Annotated in this window: 19 protein-coding genes, 3 tRNA genes and 1 pseudogene; 12 read left to right on the top strand and 11 right to left on the bottom strand. The window is 34.3% G+C overall.

What is annotated here, in order from left to right; translation table 11 throughout:
* Nucleotides 1-1,580: L,D-transpeptidase family protein (locus B0A65_RS15655; RefSeq protein ID WP_242670292.1), on the top strand; the 1,580-nt coding region annotated here is incomplete at its 5' end.
* A 155-nt stretch (nucleotides 1,581-1,735) separates the two neighbouring features.
* Here B0A65_RS15655 and B0A65_RS15650 read toward each other — a convergent pair.
* Nucleotides 1,736-2,248, bottom strand: coding sequence for a C40 family peptidase (locus B0A65_RS15650; protein ID WP_074659109.1), 513 nt, complete (start codon nucleotides 2,246-2,248; stop codon nucleotides 1,736-1,738).
* A 207-nt stretch (nucleotides 2,249-2,455) separates the two neighbouring features.
* Between B0A65_RS15650 and B0A65_RS15645 the strand changes: the two genes are divergently transcribed.
* The 3 genes from B0A65_RS15645 to bglX all read left to right on the top strand — a co-directional run bounded on the left by B0A65_RS15645 (nucleotide 2,456) and on the right by bglX (nucleotide 7,406).
* On the top strand, nucleotides 2,456-3,538 hold the full coding sequence (locus B0A65_RS15645; RefSeq protein WP_074659108.1) for an SGNH/GDSL hydrolase family protein: 1,083 nt from the start codon (nucleotides 2,456-2,458) through the stop codon (nucleotides 3,536-3,538).
* On the top strand, nucleotides 3,528-4,907 hold the full coding sequence (locus tag B0A65_RS15640; protein WP_074659107.1) for a sialate O-acetylesterase: 1,380 nt from the start codon (nucleotides 3,528-3,530) through the stop codon (nucleotides 4,905-4,907). Before B0A65_RS15645 ends, B0A65_RS15640 begins: the two co-directional genes overlap by 11 nt.
* A gap of 201 nt (nucleotides 4,908-5,108) precedes the next feature.
* Nucleotides 5,109-7,406, top strand: a complete 2,298-nt coding sequence (gene bglX, locus B0A65_RS15635; protein ID WP_074659106.1) for a beta-glucosidase BglX — start codon at nucleotides 5,109-5,111, stop codon at nucleotides 7,404-7,406.
* A gap of 217 nt (nucleotides 7,407-7,623) precedes the next feature.
* Here bglX and B0A65_RS23695 read toward each other — a convergent pair.
* Both B0A65_RS23695 and B0A65_RS15625 read right to left on the bottom strand, forming a co-directional pair.
* Nucleotides 7,624-7,848: pseudogene (locus tag B0A65_RS23695) on the bottom strand (DUF5615 family PIN-like protein).
* Nucleotides 7,848-8,078, bottom strand: coding sequence for a DUF433 domain-containing protein (locus B0A65_RS15625; RefSeq protein WP_074659105.1), 231 nt, complete (start codon nucleotides 8,076-8,078; stop codon nucleotides 7,848-7,850). The pseudogene B0A65_RS23695 and the gene B0A65_RS15625 overlap by 1 nt, the downstream one beginning before the upstream one ends.
* 275 nt (nucleotides 8,079-8,353) lie before the next feature.
* Here B0A65_RS15625 and B0A65_RS15620 point away from each other — a divergent pair, with 275 nt between their 5' ends.
* Nucleotides 8,354-9,310 (top strand): aldo/keto reductase, encoded by a 957-nt coding sequence (locus B0A65_RS15620; protein ID WP_074659104.1) that lies wholly within the window; start codon nucleotides 8,354-8,356, stop codon nucleotides 9,308-9,310.
* Nucleotides 9,311-9,414: 104 nt separating this feature from the next.
* On the opposite strand, the gene B0A65_RS15615 is transcribed toward B0A65_RS15620, so the two are convergent.
* The gene (locus B0A65_RS15615) at nucleotides 9,415-10,806 is read right to left on the bottom strand and encodes an MFS transporter (RefSeq protein WP_074659103.1); all 1,392 of its coding nucleotides are present in this window, start codon (nucleotides 10,804-10,806) and stop codon (nucleotides 9,415-9,417) included.
* A gap of 1,042 nt (nucleotides 10,807-11,848) precedes the next feature.
* Between B0A65_RS15615 and B0A65_RS15610 the strand changes: the two genes are divergently transcribed.
* Nucleotides 11,849-12,922: an outer membrane beta-barrel protein gene (locus B0A65_RS15610; protein WP_074659102.1), complete on the top strand. Its 1,074-nt coding sequence runs from the start codon at nucleotides 11,849-11,851 to the stop codon at nucleotides 12,920-12,922.
* A gap of 377 nt (nucleotides 12,923-13,299) precedes the next feature.
* Here B0A65_RS15610 and B0A65_RS15605 read toward each other — a convergent pair whose 3' ends face one another.
* The 5 genes from B0A65_RS15605 to B0A65_RS15585 form a co-directional block, all read right to left on the bottom strand.
* A complete protein-coding gene (locus B0A65_RS15605) occupies nucleotides 13,300-14,205 on the bottom strand; it encodes an N-acetylmuramoyl-L-alanine amidase (RefSeq protein WP_074659101.1) in 906 nt (301 codons plus the stop codon).
* A 34-nt stretch (nucleotides 14,206-14,239) separates the two neighbouring features.
* The gene (locus B0A65_RS15600; RefSeq protein ID WP_074659100.1) at nucleotides 14,240-14,800 is read right to left on the bottom strand and encodes a hypothetical protein; all 561 of its coding nucleotides are present in this window, start codon (nucleotides 14,798-14,800) and stop codon (nucleotides 14,240-14,242) included.
* Between the two features lie 42 nt (nucleotides 14,801-14,842).
* Nucleotides 14,843-16,156: a 30S ribosomal protein S12 methylthiotransferase RimO gene (gene rimO, locus B0A65_RS15595; RefSeq protein ID WP_074659099.1), complete on the bottom strand. Its 1,314-nt coding sequence runs from the start codon at nucleotides 16,154-16,156 to the stop codon at nucleotides 14,843-14,845.
* Between the two features lie 219 nt (nucleotides 16,157-16,375).
* Nucleotides 16,376-17,875, bottom strand: a complete 1,500-nt coding sequence (locus tag B0A65_RS15590; RefSeq protein ID WP_074659098.1) for an OmpP1/FadL family transporter — start codon at nucleotides 17,873-17,875, stop codon at nucleotides 16,376-16,378.
* 42 nt (nucleotides 17,876-17,917) lie between these two features.
* On the bottom strand, nucleotides 17,918-18,877 hold the full coding sequence (locus B0A65_RS15585) for a hypothetical protein (protein ID WP_074659097.1): 960 nt from the start codon (nucleotides 18,875-18,877) through the stop codon (nucleotides 17,918-17,920).
* 101 nt (nucleotides 18,878-18,978) lie between these two features.
* Here B0A65_RS15585 and proS point away from each other — a divergent pair, with 101 nt between their 5' ends.
* From proS to rpsT, 5 genes are all read left to right on the top strand, one after another.
* The gene (gene proS / locus B0A65_RS15580) at nucleotides 18,979-20,457 is read left to right on the top strand and encodes a proline--tRNA ligase (RefSeq protein ID WP_074659096.1); all 1,479 of its coding nucleotides are present in this window, start codon (nucleotides 18,979-18,981) and stop codon (nucleotides 20,455-20,457) included.
* 78 nt (nucleotides 20,458-20,535) lie between these two features.
* A tRNA-Glu gene (locus B0A65_RS15575) sits at nucleotides 20,536-20,607 on the top strand.
* A gap of 42 nt (nucleotides 20,608-20,649) precedes the next feature.
* Nucleotides 20,650-20,721: transfer RNA gene (locus tag B0A65_RS15570), tRNA-Glu, on the top strand.
* 43 nt (nucleotides 20,722-20,764) lie between these two features.
* Nucleotides 20,765-20,836: transfer RNA gene (locus B0A65_RS15565), tRNA-Glu, on the top strand.
* A 154-nt stretch (nucleotides 20,837-20,990) separates the two neighbouring features.
* The gene (gene rpsT / locus B0A65_RS15560) at nucleotides 20,991-21,242 is read left to right on the top strand and encodes a 30S ribosomal protein S20 (protein ID WP_007803459.1); all 252 of its coding nucleotides are present in this window, start codon (nucleotides 20,991-20,993) and stop codon (nucleotides 21,240-21,242) included.
* Between the two features lie 145 nt (nucleotides 21,243-21,387).
* Here rpsT and B0A65_RS15555 read toward each other — a convergent pair whose 3' ends face one another.
* Together B0A65_RS15555 and B0A65_RS15550 are read right to left on the bottom strand one after the other, a co-directional pair.
* On the bottom strand, nucleotides 21,388-21,801 hold the full coding sequence (locus tag B0A65_RS15555) for a response regulator (protein ID WP_074659095.1): 414 nt from the start codon (nucleotides 21,799-21,801) through the stop codon (nucleotides 21,388-21,390).
* Nucleotides 21,802-21,805: 4 nt separating this feature from the next.
* The gene (locus B0A65_RS15550) at nucleotides 21,806-23,515 is read right to left on the bottom strand and encodes a PAS domain-containing sensor histidine kinase (protein ID WP_074659094.1); all 1,710 of its coding nucleotides are present in this window, start codon (nucleotides 23,513-23,515) and stop codon (nucleotides 21,806-21,808) included.
* Between the two features lie 167 nt (nucleotides 23,516-23,682).
* On the opposite strand from B0A65_RS15550, the gene typA reads away from it, so the two are divergent.
* Nucleotides 23,683-25,479 (top strand): translational GTPase TypA, encoded by a 1,797-nt coding sequence (gene typA, locus B0A65_RS15545; protein WP_074659093.1) that lies wholly within the window; start codon nucleotides 23,683-23,685, stop codon nucleotides 25,477-25,479.
* Nucleotides 25,480-25,553 lie beyond the last annotated feature (74 nt).

The following is a 25,553-nucleotide window of genomic DNA, read 5'->3' as shown; positions in this document are numbered from 1 at the left end:
TGAAAATTTTCTATTCGCCTGTCGTTGTTGTTATTCTGTTTTTAGTTTTTTCATGTAATTCCAAATCAGAAAAAAAAGAAGAAGACTTAAAAAAAACTTCAGAAAAAGTGATTCCGGAATTAAAACTTCATATTGACAGCGTTGCTGTTTCAAAATTTTATGAAGCCTATCCAAAGCTGGTTAAATTCCAAGATGAAGTTTTGGCTTTATACAAAAAGAAGAATTCAACTCAATTGTGGCTGGACAATAAAGGTGTTGTCGAATTTGGAAATACTTTGTTTAATAAATACAAAGGATTAGAAGCAGAAGGTTTGAAAGCCAATTTTCCGTACAACGAAAAAATCAATCCTATTTTTGAAACTTCTGTAGATAACAAACTTTCAAAAGTCGATACCGATTTGATGATTTCAAACTTGTATTTCTATTATGTTCAGAAAGTTTCAGGTGTAGACGAAAAAACAAGCAGATCATTAGAATGGCTTTTACCCCGAAAAAAGGTGAATTATCAGGTTTTTTCAGATTCTATTCATGAAAAAGCTACTATAAGTGATGACAAGAAAAGCAAAATGTTCAGTCAATATTACAAACTTCGTGATGCCCTTCATCAATATAGAGAAATAGAGAAAAAAGGAGGTTGGAAAACAGTTGAAGTTGGCGAAGATTTTAAAAATTTTAAAATTGGAGATTCTGTTGACGCCATTGGGCAAATTAGAGAAAGACTTTATATTACCGGCGAGCTTAAAGAAAATGACAAAAGTTATGTAGTAGATACAACTTTGATTAAAGCAATCAAAAACTACGAAATACACCATGGGTTAACACCGAAAAATATAATATTAAAAGAACACATTGCCGAATTAAATATTCCGGTTTCAGAACGAATCAAAACCATTATAGCCAATATGGAGCGTTGCCGATGGATCGATCCTCAATTGGAAAAGGGGAAGGAATACATTGAAGTTAATATTCCGGAGTTTAGATTGTATTTGATTCGCGATCATGAAATTGCTTTTGTATCGCCAGTTGTAGTTGGTAAAGCGATGACCAAAACCGTTATTTTCAGCGGTATGATGAATAATATCGTTTTTAGTCCGTATTGGAATGTTCCCACAAGCATTATCAACAAAGAAATCAAACCCGGTATGGCGAAAAACAAAAATTATTTGGCACAGAAAAATTTGGAGTGGAACAATGGTGCAGTACGTCAGGTACCAGGAAAAAACAATTCGCTTGGGTTGGTGAAGTTTTTGTTTCCGAATTCAAATAACATTTATTTACACGATACTCCTGCAAAAAGTTTATTCGAAAGAGAAAACCGTGCTTTTAGCCATGGATGCGTTCGCGTTGGTAAACCAAGAGAATTGGCAATCGAAATTTTAAAACAAGATCCAACCTGGACTCCGGCAAGAATTGATAAAGCAATGCACGCAGGTAAAGAAAATTGGGTAAGTTTAAAAAAGAAAGTACCTGTTTATATCGGTTATTTTACCGCGTGGGTAGACCGTAAGGGCGAATTAAATTTCTACAAAGATGTATATCAAAGAGATGAAAGCCTGATCAAATTATTGACAGAGGAGTAAAAAAATGCGCAAAGATTTTTCAGGCAGATTTTGCAGATTAAAGCAGATTTAATTAGATTTTTGTAAGCTCATCGCAATAAATAATCTGCGCACATCTGCTTAAATCTCTTTAAATCTGCGTGAAAAAATAATTCGTGTAATTCGTGGCAAAAAACTTATTTCGATAAAACATCAATACACTTATAAAAACGATTGGTATAATGTTCTGTATCAAGAGAAGTAATGGTAACGCTATTTACTTTTCCGGATGAAGCATGAATAAATTTAGACTGCATTCCGTTGGCTTCACAGATAATTCCGAGATGGCCGATAATGGTATTGTCTTTGTATCCGTAAAAGACTAAAATATCTCCCACCTTAAAATCTTCCGGTTTTAAGGCTTTGCCTAAATTTTTATAACTTCCAGAACTTCTTGGCAAATCGACATCAAAATGATGGTAGACATAACTGATAAAACCGGAACAGTCAAATCCTGTTTTAGGATCATTTCCTGCATAAACATATGGCGTTCCTAAATACTGCCTGGCGTAACTTATAATAGAATCCCGTTCGATATTTGTTGCCGTTTTTTCTAGTTGAATTGTTTCTGTTTTACGTTCCTCTTTTGAAGTAAAGCAAGAACATAAAATGGCGGTTGAGAGTATGGATAAGTAGAAGATTGATTTCATATTTTAGAATGTTGTATTTATAAAGATAGCTTGTTTTTAATTAGCAAAGAAAGGCTTTCAATTTAATTTGTAAGAATTAAGAATAAAAACGAACAGTTTGATGTATTTATGTGGTGTTTTTTTATTGCATTTTGACGTTTTAGTATCTTTCTGTCTACTTCATTTGAAATATATTTGTGAATACTATTTCTATTTAACCAATAAATTATGTTTATCAGAAAATTGCCATTTTTAATTTTGTTTTTGTTGATTTCGACTGTTTGTATTTCGCAAAACAAAAACACTACTTTTTTATATGCAGGCCGAATTGAAAAACTTCAAAATGATAACGTTGTTTTAATCGGAACTGCGTCTTCTGTTTCTTTTAATTTCATTGGAAATGAATGTTCAATTAAACTTCAAAGTCTTGACGATCATCATAATTATGCTTCTTTGGTTTTAGACGGACAATATCTTGGTAAGATTAGAATTGAAAAAGGAGAAGCGAAATCTTTTCCAGTAAAAATTATTTCAAAGAAAAAAGTCCATCGTCTGGAAGTCTATAAAAATACAGAAGCGCAAAGTGGTCCTATTTTATTTGCCGGAACCACAGCGAAACTGACACCAATTTCATCTGCAAAGAAAAAGAAAATTGAATTTATAGGAGATTCTATAACCTGTGGGGCAGCAAGCGATTCGGTTGATTGTGATAAAGGAGAATACATGGATCATCACAATGGTTATTATGCTTATGGACCGGTACTTTCAAGAGCAATTGATGTTGATTATCTGACAAGTTCAGTTTCCGGAATCGGAATGTATCGCAATTGGAATGATGAGAATAAGGAAGAAGCGATTATGCCGGATGTTTATCAAAATTTGTATTTGACGAAAGACAATTCAAAACCCAAATACGATTTTGCTTTTCAGCCCAATATTATCAGTATTGCTTTAGGAACGAATGATTTTTCTGTTGGAGATGGCAAAAAAGAACGTTTACCTTTTAATCAGGAAAAGTACATTTCGAATTATATCAATTTTATAAAAATGCTTTACGAACATAATCCAAAAGCACAAATTGTAATCACAAATAGTACGATGGTAAAAGGAGAAAAAGCAGTTGTTTTTGAAGATTGCCTAAACAAAATAAAAAAAGCATTTGCAACAGATAAAACACATAAAGAAATTCAGATTTTTAAATTCAAACCGATGACACCAAAAGGTTGTTTAGGACATCCGGACGTTGCAGATCAAAAAGTAATGGCTGATGAATATGGTCCGTTTTTAAAAAAGCTGTTAAATGAAAAATAATATATTTAAGTTTGTTTTCTTTCTCATGATTTCCGGTACTATGATGGCAAACGTTTCCCTTCCAAATATTTTTGGTGACAATATGGTGTTACAGCGCAATTCTGAAGTGAAAATTTGGGGTTGGGCCAATCCAAAGGAAGAAATCAAATTGGTTTCAGGCTGGAACAATCAGGAATATAAAGTCGTTGCCAATAATCAGGACCAATGGGAACTTCACATTAAAACACCTGAAGCGGGCGGACCTTATACCATTTCTATAAAAGGCTATAATGAAGTTATTCTAAAAAATATCCTGATTGGAGAAGTTTGGGTTTGCGCCGGACAATCTAACATGGAAATGTCTGCCAGCTGGGGAATCGACAACGGCGAAGAAGAAATGAAAAACGCAGCAAATCCAAACATTCGTTTTTTTACCGTTCCAAAATTAACCGCGACGACACCGCAGAATAATCTTTTAGGAAACTGGACCGAATCGACTCCGGAAACCATGAAAAACTTCAGCGCCATTGGTTACTTTTTTGCTAAACGTTTACGCGAAGATTTAAAAAATGTTCCAATCGGATTAATTTCATCCAATTGGGGAGGAACTCCGGCGGAAATCTGGATGCCAGAAGAGGTCGTTCAGAACGATTCTCTTCTATTAGAAAACGCCAGAAAACTAAACGAACAAGAATACGGACCAAGACAACCCGGACGTGCCTACAACGCAATGATTTATCCTTTTATTGGATTTAAAATTGCAGGAACACTTTGGTATCAGGGCGAATCGAATGTGGGTTCTTTGGTTTACGACAAAACATTATCAGCTTTAATCTCTTCCTGGAGAAGAGCCTGGCAGGACGAATTTCCTTTTTATTTCGTTCAGATCGCGCCTTATAAAACCGGTAGCCACAACTTCTCGAATGTTACGGTTAGAAACTCTCAAAGAAAAGTTCTGAGTGAAGTTCCGAGAACCGAAATGGTTCTGACAAGCGATATTTCAGATACAATTGATATTCATCCCAAAAACAAAAAATCAGTCGGAATTCGTCTTGCCAATTTGGCTTTGGCTGAAACTTATAAAGTCAATTCTAATTTGGTAAAGGGACCGCTTTTTAAAGACATTAAAATTGAAAAAAACAAAGTAGTCGTTTTTTTCGATTATGCTGACGGATTGTATTTCAAAAACAAAACATCCAATCAATTTGAATTGGCTGGAGCCGATGAAAATTTCTATCCTGCAGAAGCTTCAATTAAAAATAACGAGGTGATTTTAAACAGCAAGAAAGTTCCAAATCCGGCGGAAGTGAGATTCGCCTGGGGAAACACAATACAGCCTGATTTGTTTAATAAAGCGAATTTACCGGCTTCTTGTTTTATTACGGAGTGAGATCTTAGAATATAGAATATAGAATATAGAAAATAGAGCATAGAAAATAGAGTAAAGAATCAAGAGCAAAGATTTTAAGCTTTAGATTTTTTGCGTATTTTTTGTTATTCCTCAGAATGATAAGATTATAATAATCTCGCAAAGTTTTAAAAACTTAGAACCTCAGTCCCTTACAACCTTAGCACCTTAAAAAAAGCCACTATGAAAAATAAAAAAATACTAATTATTGGGGTTGTTGCCCTGTTTACTGTTGGAAATATGAATGCACAAAAAAAGCCGTATCTGGATAAAACGAAAACCATTGAAGAACGTATCGATTTGCTTTTGCCGTTAATGACTTTGGAAGAAAAAGTAGGGCAAATGAACCAATACAATGGTTTTTGGGACGTTACAGGACCGGCTCCAAAAGGCGGAACTGCCGAATTAAAATACGAACATTTGCGAAAAGGCTGGGTTGGAAGTATGTTGACGGTTCGTGGTGTTAAAGAAGTTCGCGCTGTTCAGAAAATTGCGGTGGAAGAAACTCGTTTGGGGATTCCATTAATTATTGGTTTTGATGTAATACATGGCTATAAAACGTTAAGTCCGATTCCGTTGGCAGAGGCGGCAAGTTGGGATTTAGAAGCGATTAAAAAGTCAGCTGCAATTGCAGCTGATGAAGCTTCGGCGTCTGGAATTAACTGGACTTTTGGACCAAATGTAGATGTGGCGAATGATGCACGCTGGGGACGTGTGATGGAAGGAGCAGGAGAAGATCCTTATTTGGGGAGTAAAATAGCAACTGCGAGAGTGAAAGGTTTTCAGGGAGAAACTATCGCTGATTTAGCTAAAGTAAATACAATTGCAGCCTGTGCAAAGCACTTCGCAGCGTACGGTTATGTTGAGGCGGGATTGGAATATAATATAGTAGATATCAGTAATTCAAAGTTGTATAATTCGGTTTTGCCTCCTTTTGAAGCAACTGTACAAGCCGGAGTTCGTACGTTTATGAATTCATTTAATACTTTGAATGGTGTTCCGGCAACAGGAAATGCCTTTTTGCAAAGAGATATTTTAAAAGGAAAATGGAAGTTTGATGGTTTCGTAATTTCGGATTATGCTTCTATCAAGGAAATGATTGCGCACGGCTATGCAAAAGACGAAGCCGATGCAACTGCAAAAGCAGTAAATGCAGGATCTGATATGGATATGGAATCGTATTTATACGTTGCAAAATTGACTGGTTTGGTAAAAGAAGGAAAGGTGAAAGAAGCTTTGGTTGATGATGCTGTTCGCAGAATTTTACGTGTAAAATTTGAATTAGGATTATTTGATGATCCTTACAGATATTGCGATGAAAAACGCGAAAAAGCAACTGTTGGAAATAAAGCCAATAATGATGGCGTTTTAGACATGGCAAAGAAATCTATTGTATTATTAAAGAATGATAAAAATTTACTTCCGTTAAAAAAAACCGGACAAAAAATTGCTTTGATAGGCGCTTTGGCAAATGATAAAAACAGCCCGTTAGGAAGTTGGAGAATTGCGGCGAATGATAATACTGCAGTTTCCGTTTTAGAAGGAATGCAGCAATATAAAGACAACCAATTAACTTTTGAAAAAGGAGTGGATTTGTTGTCTCAAAAAGCTACTTTTTTAACTGAAACAGTTTTCAATACAACGGATAAAAGCAGTTTTGATGCGGCAAAAACAGCAGCTAAAAACGCCGATGTTGTGGTACTGGTTTTAGGAGAATATGGTTTTCAAAGTGGGGAAGCACGTAGCAGAACAGATCTTAATTTACCGGGATTACAGCAAGAATTGTTAGAGGAAATTTATAAGGTGAATCCAAATGTAGTCTTGGTTTTAAATAATGGTCGCCCGCTTTCTATTCCGTGGGCTGCAGAACACGTTCCTGCTATTGTAGAAGCCTGGCAGTTGGGAACACAAACCGGAAATGCTGTGGCACAGGTTTTATACGGAGATTATAATCCGAGTGGGAAATTGCCAATGTCGTTTCCCAGAAACGTAGGGCAGGTTCCTATTTATTACAACAAATACAGTACCGGAAGACCAATTGATAGTGATAAAAATGTGTTTTGGTCGCATTATATGGATGTGGAGAAAACGCCTCAATTTCCGTTTGGTTTTGGTTTGAGCTACACGAAATTCGAGTATAAAAATTTGAAAGTAAACAAAACTGCTTTTGCAAAAGGAGAGAAAGTTGAGGTAACAGTTGAGGTTACGAACTCAGGAAATTATGATGGAAAAGAAGTGGTGCAATTGTATATTCATGATGAATATGCCAGTATCGTTCGTCCAATTAAGGAATTAAAAGGTTTCGAATTAGTAAACCTGAAAAAAGGAGAAACAAAAACCGTAACTTTTACTTTAACGGATAAGGAACTTGGTTTTTATGATAACGAAGGCAATTATTTAGTGGAAGAGGGTACTTTTAAAATTATGGTTGGAGGAAGTTCTGATAAAGGTTTGGAGAGTGATTTTGAAATAAAAGGGTAAAAGTTTTTAATCTCGCAAAGGCGCAGAGGCGCAAAGTTTTTTTTCGCCACGAATTCACGAATGAATTATTTGAAAATTCGTGAATTCGTGGCGATTTCTTTTTTAAATTAATAAATCTCTAAAATCAGTAAGTCATCATTCAAAATAAATGATTCAATGATCTCCTTTTTTGAAATCAGAATTTCAGCAATTTGTTTGGTGTTTTTATTGAAGGTTTTTAAATTATTACTTTTGGCGGAGCTCCTTTTAAAAGTAATAATTTTTCAAAATCATCGTCGTGTGTAAGAATTGTAAAATTATTTTGCTTAGCAAATTCCCAAATTTCAATATCTTTTGCTGGTTAATTTACCTTGATTTCATTGGCATGAGAACAATCTGAAAAATCATTTTCAATAAGTTTTACTATTCTCCATGAAATATTTGCATCCAGGAGTAACTTCATTACGCTGCAATTATTTTGGTAATATTTTCTCTATTTGCAGCAAAAGCTAAAGCAGCAAGAATATGTTCTTTCTTTAATTCAGGAAAATCTTCGATAATTTCTTCAAAAGACATTCCTGTCGAAAGCCACGAAAGAATATCTGAAACACAAATCCGTGTCCCTGTAATAACAGGTTTTCCAAATCTCGTATCAGGGTTGATTGAAATTAAATTTTGCCAGTTATTTTCCATAATTTTATTATTTAAACAAATTTACAAAAATTAAGTTCTATTTGAAATTTAAAATAATCAGGTTTGTTTTTTGCTCAAAATTTTTGAAATAAAAGGTTTTTTGCCACGAATTCACGAATGAATTATTTGAAAATTCGTGAATTCGTGGCGATTTCTTTTTTTATCTCTACGAGAGATTTTTTAAAAAAACTTTGTGTCTTAGTGTCTTTGTTGCAAAACTTCGAGAGTTTTTTGTATTTTTAAAACCTATTAAACTACAACCTTAAACTAAAATAATGAAATATAACAGATGTGGAAAAAGCGGGTTATTGTTGCCTGAAATTTCTTTAGGATTATGGCATAACTTCGGATCAGTAGATAATTTTGACAATGCCGAAAGTATCGCTGTAGAAGCTTTTGATAAAGGAATTACGCATTTTGATCTGGCTAATAATTACGGACCGGTTCCGGGTTCTGCGGAAACTAATTTTGGTAAAATCCTGTGGCATAATTTTCAGGGAAATTTGCGTGATGAAATCATTATTTCTACCAAAGCCGGTTACACGATGTGGGACGGACCATACGGAGATTGGGGTTCACGTAAATATTTGCTTTCAAGTTTAGACCAAAGTTTGAAAAGAATGAAAGTCGATTATGTTGATGTTTTCTATTCACACCGTCCAGATCCCGAAACTCCGATTGAAGAAACGATGATGGCTTTAGATTACGCAGTAAGAAGCGGAAAAGCTTTATATGTAGGTATCAGTAATTATTCAGCAGAACAGACTCGTGTCGCGGTTGATGTTCTAAAACAATTGGGGACACCTTGTTTGATTCACCAAGCCAAATATTCAATGTTGGAACGTTGGGTGGAGAATGGTTTATTAGATGTTCTGGAAGAAAAAGGAGTAGGGTGTATCGCCTTTTCGCCTTTAGCACAAGGATTATTGACCGATAAATACCTGAACGGAATTCCGGAAAACTCAAGAGCGCATAATCCGAATGGACATTTGAAAGAAAATGAAGTTACTGCAGAGAGAATTCAGAAATTAGTGCAACTGAATGAAATAGCGAAGAATAGAAATCAGTCTTTGGCACAATTGGCTTTGGCCTGGCTTCAAAAAGACAAACGAATTACATCGGTTTTAATTGGCGCAAGTTCTGTGAAACAATTATGTAACAATATTGATTGTCTGCAAAATACGGAGTTTACAACAGATGAATTGACTGCGATTGAGAAAATTTTAGCCTAACAATATTATTATGCACATAATCGTAGCGATCCACGGTCGTCGGTCTAAGTTATAGATTAAAAGTAGTTATTGTTGCCTTTTTGAATCTATTTCTATATTCTTAATTAATGGGTATGGTTTCTTTTTTCGTATAAATCTTGTTCTATGATTTGTAATTTTTCCTCAGATAAGGGGTAGAACAAAATAAAAACTACAGATATAAAAGCTGCGATTGCAGGAAGGATACTTAACATTAATTGGATTCCGTTTTGGGCAACTGCAGTTTGTTCCACATTGGCCTGAAAACCATAATAACCTAAAAGCCATCCTGCTCCGGCACCTCCAATGGTCCAGCCAAATTTTTGTGACATTGAGGAAGCAGAAAATACTAATCCAGTTGCTCTTCGTCCTTGTTTCCATTCTGAATAATCAGCGCTGTCAGCGTACATGGACCATATTAGTGGAAAAACACAGCCCGCGCAAATACTTATTAAAACCTGAAAACTTAAGATTAAGAAAATGTCTTCTTTTCCGAAGAAATAGAAAATTAAACTCAAAACCGCCGCCAATGCCATAGCACCAAGAAAAGTTTTCTTTTTTCCGATTTTATTGGCAATCGGCGTAGCAATAATTACTCCGATGATATTGGCGGCCTGACCCAAAACAAAATAAATTGAAGTTGGCGTCATATGGAAATCAGTTCCGAATAAACTGAAATTAAAGTTTATAGTATTGCTAACATAATATTTAAAGTAATATACCGCTGCACCATCACGAATTGAGTTAAAAACTAAAGTGCCAATTCCCGCTGCAAGCAAAATCCACCATGGTTTATTTTTTAATAAGTCTTTTAAATCTTCTTTTAAGTTTGATTGTTCATCAGAAATTGGTTTCACTCTTTCTTTAGTAAAGAAAAAGCAAGCCCAAAAAAAGACAGTTGTAATCACACCGAAAACGGCAATTGTTGCCAGCCAGCCTGATTTAGAATTTAGGCTTCCGCCGAAATAATTTACAAGAGGTTCAATTAACCAAAGGGCTAATAAACTTCCGCCAAAAGCAAAAACCATTCGGTAAGAGGACAAGGTATTTCTTATTTTTCTGTCAGACGACATTACGCCTAAAAGTGAGGCATATGGCACGTTGATTAACGAGTAAATCATCATCATTAAAGAATAAGTAACGTAAGCATATATTATTTTTCCTTTTGCATCAAAATTTGGTGTGTAAAAAGTTAAAACTCCAATTACAGCAAAGGGCACGGCAACCCACAATAAATAGGGTCTAAATTTTCCCCATTTAGTTTTGGTTCTGTCGGCAATGATTCCAACAATTGGATCAAAGCACGAATCCCAAATTCGGGTAATTAAAAACATGGTTCCTACGACAGCAGGTGCCAATCCAAAAACATCGGTATAGAAAAAGAGAAGGTACATGCTGAAGATTTTCCAGAACATGGATGATGCTGCATCCCCAAGACCGTAGCCTACTTTTTCTTTTAAACTAATTTTGTCATGCATTGGGTTCTTTTTATACGTTTTAATTTAAGGCTTGTTATTTAATGCTTTCACAATAATTCAACTACTTTTTTTCGTTTACTTGTTCTGGAAAAGGAACGTAATAATGATAAATGTATTATAAAACGGGCACTTTTTCAATCTTTAGCTTAATATTGTTTCAACTAAATTTTTAAAGTAGTAAAAGACTGTAATATTAAAAATGATAATTCTATTTTTCAAAGATAATTTTGATGGATTATATAAAAGGTCACTACATATCCCAATACAATATGAGAGCTTTCAGTGATTCGGCTTCGGAAAATTGGCTAAAAGTTAATTGTCTGAATACTTAAAAATCTGCTCAATATGAAGAAAAAAGGAAAGAAGAAGATTTAAAATAATCCGGAATACAAGTTCGTAAAGTTTAAAAAACATAATTCACAAGCTTAGATTGTTATAGTTCCGCTTAAGAAGAGCCTGTTCATTTTTTGAACAGGCTCTCTTGTTTTAATTGTAAAACTTTTTGTTTTTAGTTTAAAAATTATATTGAGCGTTTAAAGCCAGTGCGCGTGTTTTTAAAGGTATATTTTTGTAGGAATTTTAATTTTTAAAGATGATTTTTGATGTTCGTTTTACTATTTCCGGTTTATTGTTTGATTTTTCATCAATTAATTAAATACCCCCTGTTTTTAATAGGGGTATTAATTTTTTATGACGTTTTGTGGTCTATTTTTGGTTGTTTGTAGTTGTATTTTTGTTGTTAACCCTAAAAATTTTCTGATTTTTACTAAAATTACGTTAGGGATTTTTCAAAATTAATTCAGTATTAATGTCAAATAACGATTATTGTTAATTTAATTTTTGTAATCCATAATTCTGCTTGTAAAACGTCAAAAAAATAGATTTCAGTTCTTCTACTCATGCAAAAGTTAATAAATTCGCTAATGAAAATGATGAGGTTTTAAGGGGAGATTAGAGGTTATAGAAGAGACTTATAGTAGAATATACATATATAAAAGATTAACTAACCAGAATCAATTAATAACTAAAAACCAATTAAAACATGAAAAAAGTATTACACATTTTAGCCGCGATGTTAACGAGTTCTTTTGCATTTGCCCAAGATGATACTGAAGCAGCAACTCCGCCAGCAACCACTTGGGGAGGATCTGCAGATGCTTATTATAAATATGATTTTTCAAAACAAATGAATGGATTAACGAGCTTTACCAACTCACAAGATTCATTTGAACTAGGAATGGCATCTATTAATGCAGGTCATACTTTCGGAAAAGCATCTGTATTTGTAGATTTAGGATTCGGAAAAAGAGCAGGGGAATTTTCATATAATGAAACAACAGATAAAGATATAAATGCAAAATTTTTAATTAAACAATTATTTTTTACCTACCAACTTACAGAAAAATTTAAATTAGTTGCAGGAAGTTTTGGAACTCATATTGGTTATGAAGTACTTGATGCCGTTGGTAATAAAAACTACAGTATGTCATACGCATTCTCTTATGGGCCATTCTTTAATACTGGGGTAAAAGCACAATATACTTCAGGGAAGTTTACCGCTATGTTTGGTATAACAAATCCAACTGATTTTAAATCAGCCATGGATGCTGGTTCTTCTCAAAAAACCTACATAGGGCAATTAGGATATATTGGTGAAACAGGTAGTGTGTATTTAAACTTTACATCAGGAAGTGCTAATCCTGCATTTGATGAGAATAAAACACAGTTTGACCTTGTAGCTTCTAAAACAATAAGCGACAGTTTTGCTCTTGGATTTAATGCTACTTATGCTAAAACGGCAAACGATTTTGACAGTACTTTAGATGGTGATTGGTTTTCATTAGTAGGATATGCTAATTATTCATTCAGTCCTTCATTGTTATTGGCTTACAGAATGGAATATTTTGATGCTAAAGATGCTGCTCCAAGTTTAGGAACATTGACAGGATCTAATGTATTTGCAAATACAGTTTCATTAAATTATAAAGTTGGAAAATTAACAATTATTCCTGAGTTTAGATACGATGCTGCATCAGAAGATATCTTTTTAGATAGTGATGCTAACCCAACAGGAGGATCTTTCTTTGGACTAATTGCAACAACATACTCTTTCTAGAGATAAAGATTGATATTTTTTTTTTTTTTTGGAGCTGTCAAGACATGTAAATGTTTTGGCAGCTTTTTTATTGGAAGTTTCTGCCTGATTATTTGCCCACATTACGGGAATTAAAAGAGTATTTGCATTGTTTTTGTTACCAGGAATTCTACTGGTTTTATCTAATTTTTTAGTTTAATGTATTTATATGTTTCGGTTTTAATTCGTAAAGTATATGATTTGAAGTGGAATAAAGGGATGGATTTTTTAATCTTTTATTCTTGACCAAGTATCAATATTTAATTCGTGCTGATTCGTGAAATTCATGACAACCTTTTATAAAAAAAATGCGTTTCTAATTATTTAGAAACGCATTTTGTATTTTAGAATTTTATTTTTTATTGAATTTGCTTTTTGTAAATCGAATAAATAGTATCTATTGTTTTTCGATCTAAAACAGATGTGGTATCTGTTTGGATATAGTGTAATTTAAAAGCCTGAATTGCAGCTGAAAGATTCTTGGTGTTGTAACCAATAATACGCAAAGCGGGTTCAATTTTGAAATCAAAAGGAGCTTCTTCTAAAACCTGATCTGGCCAGATTCCAAATCCTTTTTCTGCTAAAGTTTTCCAGGGGAATAAAGCACTAGGATCTTGTTTTCTTCCTGGAGCAATATCAGAATGTCCCAGAATATTTTGAGTAGGAATATTATAATCCTTTTTTAGTTTTGTTAAAAGTGCTACTAAACTACTAATTTGTGCTTCTGTAAAAGGTTTAAAACCATTGTTATCAAGTTCAATACCAATAGAGCAGGAGTTTAAATCTGTGTTTTTACCCCAAGTAGATGCGCCTGCATGCCAGGCTCGTAAATAATCGTTTAGCATTTGAACTACTTTTCCGTTTTCAGAAATTATGTAGTGAGCACTTACTTGTGTTTTTGTTTTGGTAAAAGTACTTATAGTTTGTTGTACAGAGTCTTGTGCCGTATGGTGAATAATAATAAAGCTTGGCTTTCTTAGGTTGAAATTAACCGTTCCAATCCATTCTGTATTAATTCCATTTAATAAAGCAGTTGAACCTGTTTTTGATAAAGTATCTTTTACAATTCCCAATTGAGAAGCATAGGAAGTATCAATAATAACCGGACTAACAGCCGGAATTGGTTTAGCTTCTTTGCTTGTAATTTGACTTTCTAACGTTTTAAGCTGTTGGTCGTAGGCTTTTTCTGTAGATTTATAAGGATTTGTTGAGCAAGAAGTTATTATAATTGCTAAAATCAAATAATAAAAATGTTTTTTCGCCATGGTTAGTTACATTTTAGGATTAGGTTAAAAACAATTATTCGTGAACTTTTGTTGCGTCAGTTTCTTCTTTTACTTCTTTTGTATCAGAATCTTTTTTCTTTTTGTTTTTTGATGGTTTCTTGATCTCTTTGAAATTAGCCATAAAAGTAGTGTACTTTTCTATTTGATCAGGATTTAAAAAAGCAGTAATTTTTTTAGTTGTGCTTTCTCTCAACGCAGTAATTTGCTCAATCTTTTGATCCTGACTGCTGTTTTCATTTTTTAAAAGAACACCTTGCTCTCTCATACTGTCAGCAATAACATTTGTAATTGCAATAGCTTGCAAGTCATCAAGCTTTACCTCTGGTCTCATTTGCTCAACAATTTTAGCTGCTGTTTCTTCGGCAGGTATTTCTTTGGGTTTGCTAGTGTTGGCTTGTGGTCCTGCCATCATGCTTCTGTCCATTCCCATTCCGCCCCCTCTTCCGTAACCTCCACCACTACCATAGCCACCACCACCATAGCCATTATTGTATCCGTTTCCATATTGTGCAGAAACAGAATTGAAACAGAATAAAGTGAAAACCAAAATAAAAAGTGTGTGTGTAGGTTTCATAAAAATGTTTTTATCTAAAATTGATAATAGTTTAGCGTAAATTTAAGCAGGTTCTCCGTATAAATCAAATTCTGTTGCTTCTATTATTCTTATATTAACAAATTCTCCTGTTTTTACATAATGCTTCGAGGCATCAATCAAAACTTCATTGTCTACGTCCGGACTATCAAACTCTGTTCTTCCTACAAAGTGTGCGCCTTCTTTTCTGTCAATAATACATTTGTAAACTTGTCCAACTTTCTCCTGATTTAAATCCCATGAAATTTGAGATTGTAATTCCATGATTTCATTCGCTCTGGCTTGTTTTACATCATCCGGAACATCGTCTTCCAATAAATAAGCGTGTGTGTTTTCTTCATGAGAATAAGCAAAACATCCCATTCTGTCAAATTTCATTTCCTGAACAAAGTCTTTCAGAATTTCAAAATCTTCCTGTGTTTCTCCCGGATAACCAACGATTAAAGTCGTTCTGATGGCCATTCCCGGAACTGCCGCACGGAAATCTTTTAATAATTGCGTTGTTTTTGCCTGTGTAGTACCACGACGCATAGACTTCAAAATAGAATCTGAAATATGTTGCAACGGTATATCAATGTAGTTACAAATCTTAGGTTCGCGTTTCATAACTTCAAGAACATCCATTGGGAAACCGGAAGGGAAGGCATAATGCAATCGAATCCACTCAATTCCTTCAACTTTTACCAATGCTTCTAAAAGTTCTGCAAGATTTCTCTTTTTATAAATGTCAAGACCGTAATAAGTTAAGTCCTGAGCAATTAAGATTAATTCTTTTACACCGTTTTTAGCTAAACCTTCTGTTTCTTTAACTAATTTTTCAATAGTTTGCGAAACATGTTTTCCACGCATTAACGGAATCGCACAAAAACTACAAGGTCTGTCGCAGCCTTCGGCAATTTTTAAATAAGCATAATTTTTAGGAGTAGTAGTTAAACGTTCTCCTAGTAATTCATGTTTATAATCGGCTCCTAAAGCTTTCAATAGTTGAGGTAACTCAGTTGTACCAAAATATTGATCGACGTTGGGAATTTCTTTTTCTAAATCTGGTCTGTAACGTTCAGATAAACATCCGGTTACAAAAACTTTATCAACTAAACCTTTGTCTTTTTTATCTGCATATTCCAAAATCATATTTACTGATTCGGCTTTGGCGTTATCAATAAAACCACAAGTGTTGATTACGATGATGTTTCCTTCTTCGGCTGCAGGCGCTTCATGTTGTACTTCTTTGCCATTGGCACGAAGTTGTCCCATCAATACTTCACTGTCATATACATTCTTCGAACACCCAAGAGTGATTACGTTAATTTTGTTCTTTTTTAAAGACTTGGTTCTCATACTTTTATAAATTGGAGTGCAAAATTACACTTTTTTATTCAAACACCACTTGTTTCGGTTTCTTTTAGCTGATTTTTATGATGGCGATCTCCTGAATTTTTTAGATCTGCTGTGCTTTTCCTAATTGTAATGAGAATAAAAAAAGTCCTTCATTGTGGAAAAAAAAAATCCGCCAAGTAGAACCTGACGGAAATTTCAAATTAATCTATTTTAATTTAATTACAATTCAAATAATAAAGTCAAAGAAACATTATTAAGTTTCGATGAAATATTTGCTCCATCAGTAAATCCGGTGGCAAAAAATCCCTGATTTGATTTTCTTTCTAAATAAGAATAAGCCAAGTCTAGTTTAGTAGCTCCGAAGCTATAACCTAAACCTCCGGAATAACTGTTTAAATCCCCAATGGTTGATCCGTTTTTATAAGGGCTTCCTTCAAATCGGTAACCGCCTCTAAGGCTTAATCGGTTTATTTTGTACTCACCACCAATTCTTAATTCACCATTAGTTGTTAGTTGATTGCTTATGTCGCTATTTAATCCGCTGAAGCCTGGATCGCTTGTTGGTTTGTATTTTGTGTTTGAATAATCTTTAATCGCGTAATCAACACTGATCAAACCCGATTTTCCAAATACTAAAGCACCACTAAAAGTCCATTTTGCAGGAGTCTGTAAAGTATAAGATTCATAAACATTTACAACATTTGGATTGATATTCTCGTTAATAGGTTCTGCTCCGTTGGCTTGTCTTGTAGTTTGTAGGCTTTGGGAAGTTTCGTCGTAAAGTTCGTACCATGTATTAGATTCGTAAGCGATACCAACTCTGAAGGCCTCTGTAACTTTGCCAATCGCACCCAATTGAAATGAAAATCCATTTCCGTACGTATAAAGATTGTTGTTAAAACGTAAATTTGATATGGTTTCTGTTGGTTCTAATGGATTGCTGTTGTCTTCGTAAAAGCTGCTGGATCTTCTGTAGTCTGTAACGTGGACATTTAAGTTTGCACCAAAATAAATTCTGTCTTTGTAGGATGTAGCAATATTGAAACTTGCTTTACTATTATATCCGCTAGTATAAATTTCGTTTTCCTGATAATAATTTCCACCGGCAGGGACATTAGAAGTATATTGTGTGTTATTTGGATCGTTTTCATTAACAGGATCAATGACATGTCCCCAGTATCCTAAATGTGCTTGCTGTTGATTGTATAATAAGTCTCTGTACTCTAATCCGTCAATTACATTTAATGGAATTCCATTTGCATAAGTCAAAAAGTACTGATCAACTGAGTTTCTCGGATTTGTTCCTGCTGAAAAAATCTGATCATTAAAATTATTGGTATTTTCATAAGTTCCTCCAATAGCAATTTTTCTCCAGTTGTTGTTTGGGTTGTTAAAAACAAAAACAGCACCGGCCTGATTTAGTATAAAAGAGTTTTCTTTTTCGCTAGTTTGAGTTCCAAAATAGTTGGAATTATTTTTAATGCTTTGATTGCTAAAACTTATTCCAACCTGATTGTTGTTGAATATTGCAGAACCGGCAGGATTAACAGCCAAAGCAGATAAATCTCCTCCAACAGCTCCAAAGGCACCGCCCATTGCTCTAAATCTGGCAGTTCCGGTTAAATTGTCTTGTGCGTAGCGAACGGCATCTGATACTTCCTGAGAATGTGAGACGCTAAATGTTAGTCCTGTAATAAAAAGGAAAAGTATTTTTTTCATGTGGTTAAGTTTTATGTGAGTTATCGATTAGTGAAAGAAGATTTATCGTCTTCCGCCACCGCCTCCGCCACCGTAAGATCTTCCGCCACCGCCACCACCGCCGCTATACGATCCTCCGCCAGATGATCTCATGCTTCCGCCGCCACTATTCATTGAACGTGATGGACTAGGGGAGTATGATCTTGAAGAATTGCTGTTTGCGTTGTTGTAGCTTCTGTTTGTAGGTGTTGAACCAGATCTGTTATAGTTATAGCCGTTATTTTGACCATCTGCTGTACTTCTTCTGTTTGTAAAAGTTGGGCTGGAATAACTTCTTCCGTTTACGTTAGAACTTCTTCTAAAGTCAGAATAATTTGTGCTTCTGTTAGTGTAACCACTTCTGTTTGTAGTATAGTTTCCTCTGCCAGCATAATTTCTTCCAGTACTATTATAAGAACCTCTTGTAGAATATCCTCTTGATCCGTAGTAAGCTGCAGAACCTCTTCTTCCGTAGCTATATGCGTAGTTGTTATAGCCATAACCATAACCTGGGTAGCCCCATCCTGGATAATAACCCGGGTAACCCCATCCGTAGTAAGGATAACCCCATCCGTAACCGTAACCATATCCATAATATGGATATCCCCAACCGAAACCGATTCCCCATGACCACATTGGATCAGAATAAACGGTTACAGATACATCTGAAGTCGCGCTTCCCCATGCCGGATAAGCTTTTGCTTCAGTTTGAGTGCTGTCTGCATAATTACCATAACTGTCTACATCTGTAAATATTTCTGTAGGCTGGTCGTTAGTGTCCTGTAATGATTTGAAATAATCTTTATATTGGCTGTTAGCAGAATTGGTTGTTTGTACGTATGTTCTTGTCGAACCACCATAAACACCATCATTGTCCTGATAAGATGAATTTTGGTAAGAACCACACGATGCAAGTAGAAAACTCAATAATCCAATTAAGTAAAAATGACTTGAGTTTTGGCGGAGAGAAGTAGAAGTTTTCATTTCTGTGGTGTTTTTTATTGTTGCACATTACAAAAATAGTTAGTTTTGTCAAACTATTTAGTTAAAATTATTAAAACAAAATTTGTGCCAAACTATTCAATATGAGTAAGAACCTCACTACAAGATCAGAAGATTATTCGAAATGGTATAACGAACTGGTTGTTAAAGCAGATTTAGCTGAAAATTCAGGAGTTAGAGGATGTATGGTTATTAAACCGTACGGATATGCCATTTGGGAAAAAATGCAGGCGGAGTTAGATCGAATGTTTAAAGAGACAGGACATCAAAATGCATACTTTCCTTTGTTCGTGCCGAAAAGCATGTTTGAAGCGGAAGAGAAAAATGCAGAAGGATTTGCAAAAGAGTGTGCAATCGTAACACATTATAGATTAAAGAATGATCCGGATAAACCCGGAAAATTAATGGTTGATCCTAATGCTAAATTGGAGGAAGAACTAATTGTTCGTCCAACTAGTGAGGCGATTATCTGGTCTACCTATAAAGGATGGGTTCAGTCTTATAGAGATTTGCCTTTGTTGATTAATCAATGGGCTAATGTTGTGCGTTGGGAAATGCGTACACGTTTGTTTTTGAGAACTGCAGAATTTTTATGGCAGGAAGGGCATACTGCTCACGCTACAAAAGCGGAAGCTGTAGAAGAGTCTGAAAAAATGATGAATGTTTATGCTGATTTTGTGGAGAACTTCATGGCAATTCCGGTTGTAAAAGGTATAAAAACGGAGACAGAACGTTTTGCAGGTGCAGATGAAACTTATTGTATCGAAGCTTTGATGCAGGACGGAAAAGCACTGCAGGCAGGTACTTCTCACTTTTTAGGACAAAATTTCGCAAAAGCTTTTGATGTGAAGTTTGCGAATGCCGAAGGAAAGCAAGAGCATGTTTGGGGAACTTCATGGGGAGTTTCAACTCGATTAATGGGGGCTTTGGTTATGACGCATTCTGATGATCAGGGGTTAGTCTTGCCTCCTAATTTAGCACCTATACAAGTTGTAATTGTTCCTATTTATAAAACAGATGAGCAATTAGCTGAAATTACAACTGCTGTTAATGATTTAACTGCGAAGCTAAGAAAGTTAAAAATCTCTGTTAAATATGATGACAGAACTACTCAAAAACCAGGATTCAAATTTGCTGAATGGGAATTGAAAGGTGTACCTGTTAGAATTGCGGTTGGTCCAAAAGATTTAGAAAATGGAACTTTTGAGGTTGCAAGACGAGATACATTGACAAAAGAAGTCGTTTCGGCAGATGGAATCGTTACTTATATAAATGACTTGTTAGAACAGATTCAGGCTGATTTATTTAATAAAGCATTGGACTATCGTAATACACACATAACGGAAGTAAATAGTTTTGAGGAATTTAAGGAAATTTTAGATGGTAAAGCAGGGTTTGTATCGGCTCATTGGGACGGTACAGCTGCTACTGAAGAGAAAATAAAAGACTTGACAAAAGCGACAATTCGTTGTGTTCCTTTGGATAGTAAAGAAGAGGCAGGAATCTGTGTGCTTACTGGGAATCCGTCGGCAAAAAGAGTGTTATTTGCGAAGGCATATTAAAAATTTTTATTTTTTTTTTGCATCAGGTATTGTACATCTTAAAAATAGTTGTATTTTTGCATCCGCATTAGAGAAGCAGGCCCGTTCGTCTATCGGTTAGGACGCATGGTTTTCATCCATGTAAGAGCGGTTCGATTCCGCTACGGGCTACTACTTTTACTGCGAATGTTCTTGAAATACTGAGAATTAAATGGCCCGTTCGTCTATCGGTTAGGACGCATGGTTTTCATCCATGTAAGAGCGGTTCGATTCCGCTACGGGCTACAATAATACCTCTATTTAAATATAGAAAAACTTAGAAGGATATGGTCTGTTCGTCTAGGGGTTAGGACTCCAGGCTTTCGTCCTGGTAACAGGGGTTCGATTCCCTTACAGACTACTGAATTAGTTGTAAATAAGTTTTGTAAAATAAAAGTTGGTGTCTCGATTTTTGTTTTATTAGTTAAAACCAAAGTGATTGTTTTGCAATTGTGGGAGGTTTTTCTTTTTTAACTAGTATTTATAATAATTATTACATCTAAAATTAAAAGAAAATGGCAAATCATAAGTCAGCATTAAAAAGAATCAGAAGTAACGAAAAAAGAAGAGTTCTTAACAGATACCAACATAAAACTACTCGTAATGCTATTAAAGCATTAAGATTAGCTACTGAAAAATCTGATGCTGCTTCTAAATTATCAACTGTAATATCTATGATTGATAAATTGGCTAAAAAGAACATCATTCATGATAATAAAGCTTCTAACTTGAAGTCTAAATTAACTAAACATGTTGCTAAATTGTAATTAATTGCAATTTCCTAAAAATATAAAGTCCTCTTTTAGAGGACTTTTTTTTGTTAGAACAAAACCGGGTGAAATTCCAAATAAAAAAAGCCAAATCCCAGTACGTAATGAGTATTGGGATTTGGCTTTTTTTTATTTGGAATATTTAAATATCTATCTTCTTTTTAAGGTATTCTAACATTGGTTGGGTAATTGGTTTTGAAAGGAAATCGATAATTATAGGGTATTTTTTTGCTTTGGCTAAATCTTCAGGATCAATTGTAGAAGATAAAACGATGACATTTGCGGTGTTAAATTCAGCATAATCTCCAGAGGTAAAATGATCCAGGAATTCCCAACCGCCCATTACCGGCATGTTTAAGTCTAAAAAAATTAATTCAGGTTTTTTATTTACTTTGTTTTTGTTATTCGTGTATTTTAAGGTATTAAAGTGAAGAAGTGCTTCTTCGCCATTTTGAGCGGTAATAATTTCATTCGAAAATTCCGATTTTGAAATTACTTTTTTGCACAACATTAACGTGATTGGGTCGTCGTCAATGCATAGAATTTGCTCGAGCATGATGTTAATTTTTAAATGTTATTGTAAACGTGGTGCCTTTGTTGACTTCGCTGTCGATGCTTATGGTGCCGCCCATGGTTTCGACCTGTGATTTTACGAGATATAGTCCTAATCCTTTACTGTCAGGATAATTATGAAATCTTTGATAAAGACCAAAAACTTTGTCGCGATTTCGCTCAAGGTCAATTCCGATTCCGTTATCTTTAAAGGTTAATATGGCTTTGTGATCAATTTGTTCGGCCATTATTGATATTTTTAACTTTCTATTTTCTGATTTGTATTTAATAGAATTCGTTAGTAAGTTTAGTAAAATGCTTTCTATGTAAGCTTTGTTTGTGTTTAATAAAGGAACTCTGTCGAATTTAAGTTTGATAATTGGCTTGTGCAGTTCTATTTGAAATGATAGTTGGCTAAATACATTTTCGAATACTTCTTTTAAAGAGACTTCTTCTTTTTGCATTGAAGGGTTGTCTTTAATAATGATGACTTTTACGAGGTCATTAATGGTTTCGTTTAATAAATGTGTTGATTTTGTAAATCCTGTAATGATTTCTTCAAGCTCAGTATTATTAACAGGTATATCTTCTATTAGATTTAAAAGACCGATTAAATTTGATAATGGGGCTCTCAAATTATGTGATGTAATGTAGGAGAACTGTTTTAAATCCTTATTGTTTTGTGTTAGTTCGCGAATAAGATGTTCTTTTTCTGTTTCTAGTTTTTTCTCATCTGTAATGTCTCTTTGTATGGAGATCCAGTGTGAAATTACGCCTTCGTTATTAAAAATGGGGATCATTGAGAATCGAACCCAATATTCTTCTTTTTGTTTTGTGTAGCTAATGGTTTCAATCAGGCATTCTTCTTCGTTTTTAATAGCACGTAAAAGTTTTTTTAACTCGTCGGAGTCTGATTTTGGCCCTTTGAAAATGTTTGGAGATTTTCCTATTATTTCATTAGACTGATATCCTGACATTTGTGAAAATGCGGGGTTTACGTAGACAATCTTTGGAATTTTGCGATCTACTGAATTTGCTTCTGTGATTAAAATTGAATCTTTGGATTGTGTAATTACTGTTTCTAAAAGTTTTAATCGCTGTTCTTCTTCTTTTTGCTTTGTGATATCCTGAATGGCTCCAATCATTCTGATGGCTCTCCCGTTTTCATCTTTAAGTAAAAAGCCTCTGTCTAAAACATATTTATAAGATCCGTCGGCACATCTGAAACGATATTGATCCTGCCACTTTTCTGTTTTTTGCTCAATAAACGAATATAATTTAATAGACATTCGAATACTGTCTTCCGGATGAATTTTGTCAAACCACCATTTTGAGGTTTTGCCAACTTCTTTTTGGTTATATCCAAAAACACCTTCGATTCCTCTGTTCCAGCTCAGGCTGTCTTCTTGTATTTTCCAATCCCAAATGGTATCGCTTGTTGCTTTAGCAACAATGTCATATTTTTCGTTCGATTCTTTAATTTCTTCGTTTGTCTGTTTTAATTTTTCAAAAACAGATCTGTTTCTGACTTCGTTCTTAGAAAGTATGTATTTGAAAACCAGTCCCGTGGCTAATATGAAAAAAATATCCTTTATAAGGAATAGATTATAGTTTTCTGTGGGCGAAAAGTAATTAGTGAGTAATTTATGACAGATTATTGCCATAAATAACGAAATGATAATATAAATTAGAGTAATTTGGAGAGTTTTACTTTTCATTACTCAAATATAGTTAAATTAACTATAATTTAGCAATTATTAGCTGTCAATTTGACACTTAAATTTACATTGGTCAGTGAACTAATTACTTGGATATACGCAAACTATCAAAGAAACGTTTTTTATATCAAAATAAAGTGTACCTTTGCACCCATTAAAAATCACAGATGGAATCTATTAGAAACATTGCAATTATTGCCCACGTCGATCACGGTAAAACCACTTTGGTTGATAAAATTATGTATCACTGTCAATTATTTCGTGACAACGAAAACACAGGTGATTTAATTCTTGATAATAACGATTTAGAGCGTGAGAGAGGTATTACTATTACTTCTAAAAACGTATCAGTTCAATATAAAGGAACAAAAATCAATATTATTGACACTCCAGGCCACGCCGATTTTGGAGGTGAAGTAGAACGTGTATTGAACATGGCCGATGGTGTATGTTTGCTAGTGGATGCTTTTGAGGGTCCTATGCCACAAACTCGTTTTGTATTACAAAAAGCTATTGACTTAGGTCTTAAGCCATGTGTAGTTATTAATAAAGTTGACAAAGAAAACTGTACTCCTGAAGAAGTTCACGAAAAAGTTTTTGACTTAATGTTTGAATTAGGTGCTGAAGAATGGCAGTTGGATTTTCCAACAGTTTATGGTTCTGCTAAAAACAACTGGATGTCTGATCATTGGGAAAACGTAACTGATAATGTTGAAGCATTATTGGATATGGTTGTTGAAAATGTACCTGCTCCTAAAGTTTCTGAAGGAACACCACAAATGTTAATTACTTCTTTAGATTTCTCAGCCTTTACAGGTCGTATTGCTATTGGTCGTTTGGAAAGAGGAGTTCTTAAAGAAGGTATGCCAATCTCATTAGTAAAAAGAGATGGTACCATATCTAAATCTCGTATCAAAGAACTTCATACTTTCGAAGGACTTGGTCGTAAAAAAGTGCAAGAAGTTATTGCCGGAGATATTTGTGCAATCATTGGAGTTGAAGGTTTTGAAATTGGTGATACTATTGCTGATTCTGAAAATCCTGAAGGTTTAAAAACGATTGATATCGACGAACCTACTATGAGTATGTTGTTTACAATTAATGACTCTCCTTTCTTTGGTAAAGAGGGTAAATTTGTAACTTCTCGTCATATTAGAGAGCGTTTGACAAAAGAATTAGAGAAAAACTTAGCTATGAAGTTAGGTGAAACTGATTCTGCTGATAAATTCATGGTTTTTGGTCGTGGTGTACTTCACTTATCTGTTCTTATTGAAACAATGAGAAGAGAAGGGTATGAGTTACAAATCGGTCAGCCACAAGTTATCATCAAAGAAATTGATGGTAAAAAATGTGAGCCAATTGAGGAATTAACAATCGACTTACCAGAAAATCTTTCAGGTAGAGCGGTTGAGTTCGTTACTTTGCGTAAAGGTGAAATGCTTTCTATGGAAACTAAAGGGGAGCGTATGATTGTAAAATTTAATATTCCATCACGTGGAATTATTGGATTGCGTAATCAATTACTTACTGCAACAGCTGGTGAAGCTATTATGGCACACCGTTTTATAGGATACGAACCTTACAAAGGAGAAATTGCCGGACGTAACAAAGGTTCATTGATTTCTATGGAAAAAGGAAAAGCTATTCCTTATTCTATCGATAAATTACAAGATCGTGGTAAGTTTTTTGTTGAACCAAATGCTGAAATTTACGAAGGACAGGTAATTGGAGAAAACTCTCGTGGTGATGATATGTGTGTAAACGTAACTAAAGAGAAAAAACAATCTAACGTTCGTTCTTCTGGAAATGATGAAAAAGCGAGAATTATTCCACCAATTATTTTCTCTCTTGAAGAAGCTTTAGAGTATATTCAAAAAGATGAATATGTAGAGGTTACTCCTAAATCAATCCGTTTGAGAAAAATTTATTTGACTGAAACTGATAGAAAAAGATTTAAAATCTAATATTTAAATTTTCAATATTTAAAATCCCAAATTCCAATTAAGGAGTTTGGGATTTTTTTTTAAGTTCATTATTA

Source organism: Flavobacterium frigidimaris (genome assembly GCF_002217275.1).
Classification (GTDB): Bacteria; Bacteroidota; Bacteroidia; order Flavobacteriales; family Flavobacteriaceae; genus Flavobacterium; species Flavobacterium aquidurense.
The sequence above is the reverse complement of the archived record's forward strand: the minus strand, read 5'-3'. Positions and strand labels throughout refer to the sequence as shown.

What these genes read in the sequence shown, in the direction of transcription:
- B0A65_RS15550 (WP_074659094.1), bottom strand. Translation starts at nt 23,515, where the DNA reads ATGAAAAGTAAAACTCTCCAAATTACTCTAATTTATATTATCATTTCG.
- B0A65_RS15620 (WP_074659104.1), top strand. Translation starts at nt 8,354, where the DNA reads ATGAAATATAACAGATGTGGAAAAAGCGGGTTATTGTTGCCTGAAATT.
- B0A65_RS15625 (WP_074659105.1), bottom strand. Translation starts at nt 8,078, where the DNA reads ATGGAAAATAACTGGCAAAATTTAATTTCAATCAACCCTGATACGAGA.
- typA (WP_074659093.1), top strand. Translation starts at nt 23,683, where the DNA reads ATGGAATCTATTAGAAACATTGCAATTATTGCCCACGTCGATCACGGT.
- B0A65_RS15555 (WP_074659095.1), bottom strand. Translation starts at nt 21,801, where the DNA reads ATGCTCGAGCAAATTCTATGCATTGACGACGACCCAATCACGTTAATG.
- B0A65_RS15645 (WP_074659108.1), top strand. Translation starts at nt 2,456, where the DNA reads ATGTTTATCAGAAAATTGCCATTTTTAATTTTGTTTTTGTTGATTTCG.
- B0A65_RS15590 (WP_074659098.1), bottom strand. Translation starts at nt 17,875, where the DNA reads ATGAAAAAAATACTTTTCCTTTTTATTACAGGACTAACATTTAGCGTC.
- B0A65_RS15650 (WP_074659109.1), bottom strand. Translation starts at nt 2,248, where the DNA reads ATGAAATCAATCTTCTACTTATCCATACTCTCAACCGCCATTTTATGT.
- B0A65_RS15615 (WP_074659103.1), bottom strand. Translation starts at nt 10,806, where the DNA reads ATGCATGACAAAATTAGTTTAAAAGAAAAAGTAGGCTACGGTCTTGGG.
- B0A65_RS15610 (WP_074659102.1), top strand. Translation starts at nt 11,849, where the DNA reads ATGAAAAAAGTATTACACATTTTAGCCGCGATGTTAACGAGTTCTTTT.
- bglX (WP_074659106.1), top strand. Translation starts at nt 5,109, where the DNA reads ATGAAAAATAAAAAAATACTAATTATTGGGGTTGTTGCCCTGTTTACT.
- proS (WP_074659096.1), top strand. Translation starts at nt 18,979, where the DNA reads ATGAGTAAGAACCTCACTACAAGATCAGAAGATTATTCGAAATGGTAT.
- rpsT (WP_007803459.1), top strand. Translation starts at nt 20,991, where the DNA reads ATGGCAAATCATAAGTCAGCATTAAAAAGAATCAGAAGTAACGAAAAA.
- B0A65_RS15640 (WP_074659107.1), top strand. Translation starts at nt 3,528, where the DNA reads ATGAAAAATAATATATTTAAGTTTGTTTTCTTTCTCATGATTTCCGGT.
- B0A65_RS15600 (WP_074659100.1), bottom strand. Translation starts at nt 14,800, where the DNA reads ATGAAACCTACACACACACTTTTTATTTTGGTTTTCACTTTATTCTGT.
- B0A65_RS15585 (WP_074659097.1), bottom strand. Translation starts at nt 18,877, where the DNA reads ATGAAAACTTCTACTTCTCTCCGCCAAAACTCAAGTCATTTTTACTTA.
- B0A65_RS15605 (WP_074659101.1), bottom strand. Translation starts at nt 14,205, where the DNA reads ATGGCGAAAAAACATTTTTATTATTTGATTTTAGCAATTATAATAACT.
- rimO (WP_074659099.1), bottom strand. Translation starts at nt 16,156, where the DNA reads ATGAGAACCAAGTCTTTAAAAAAGAACAAAATTAACGTAATCACTCTT.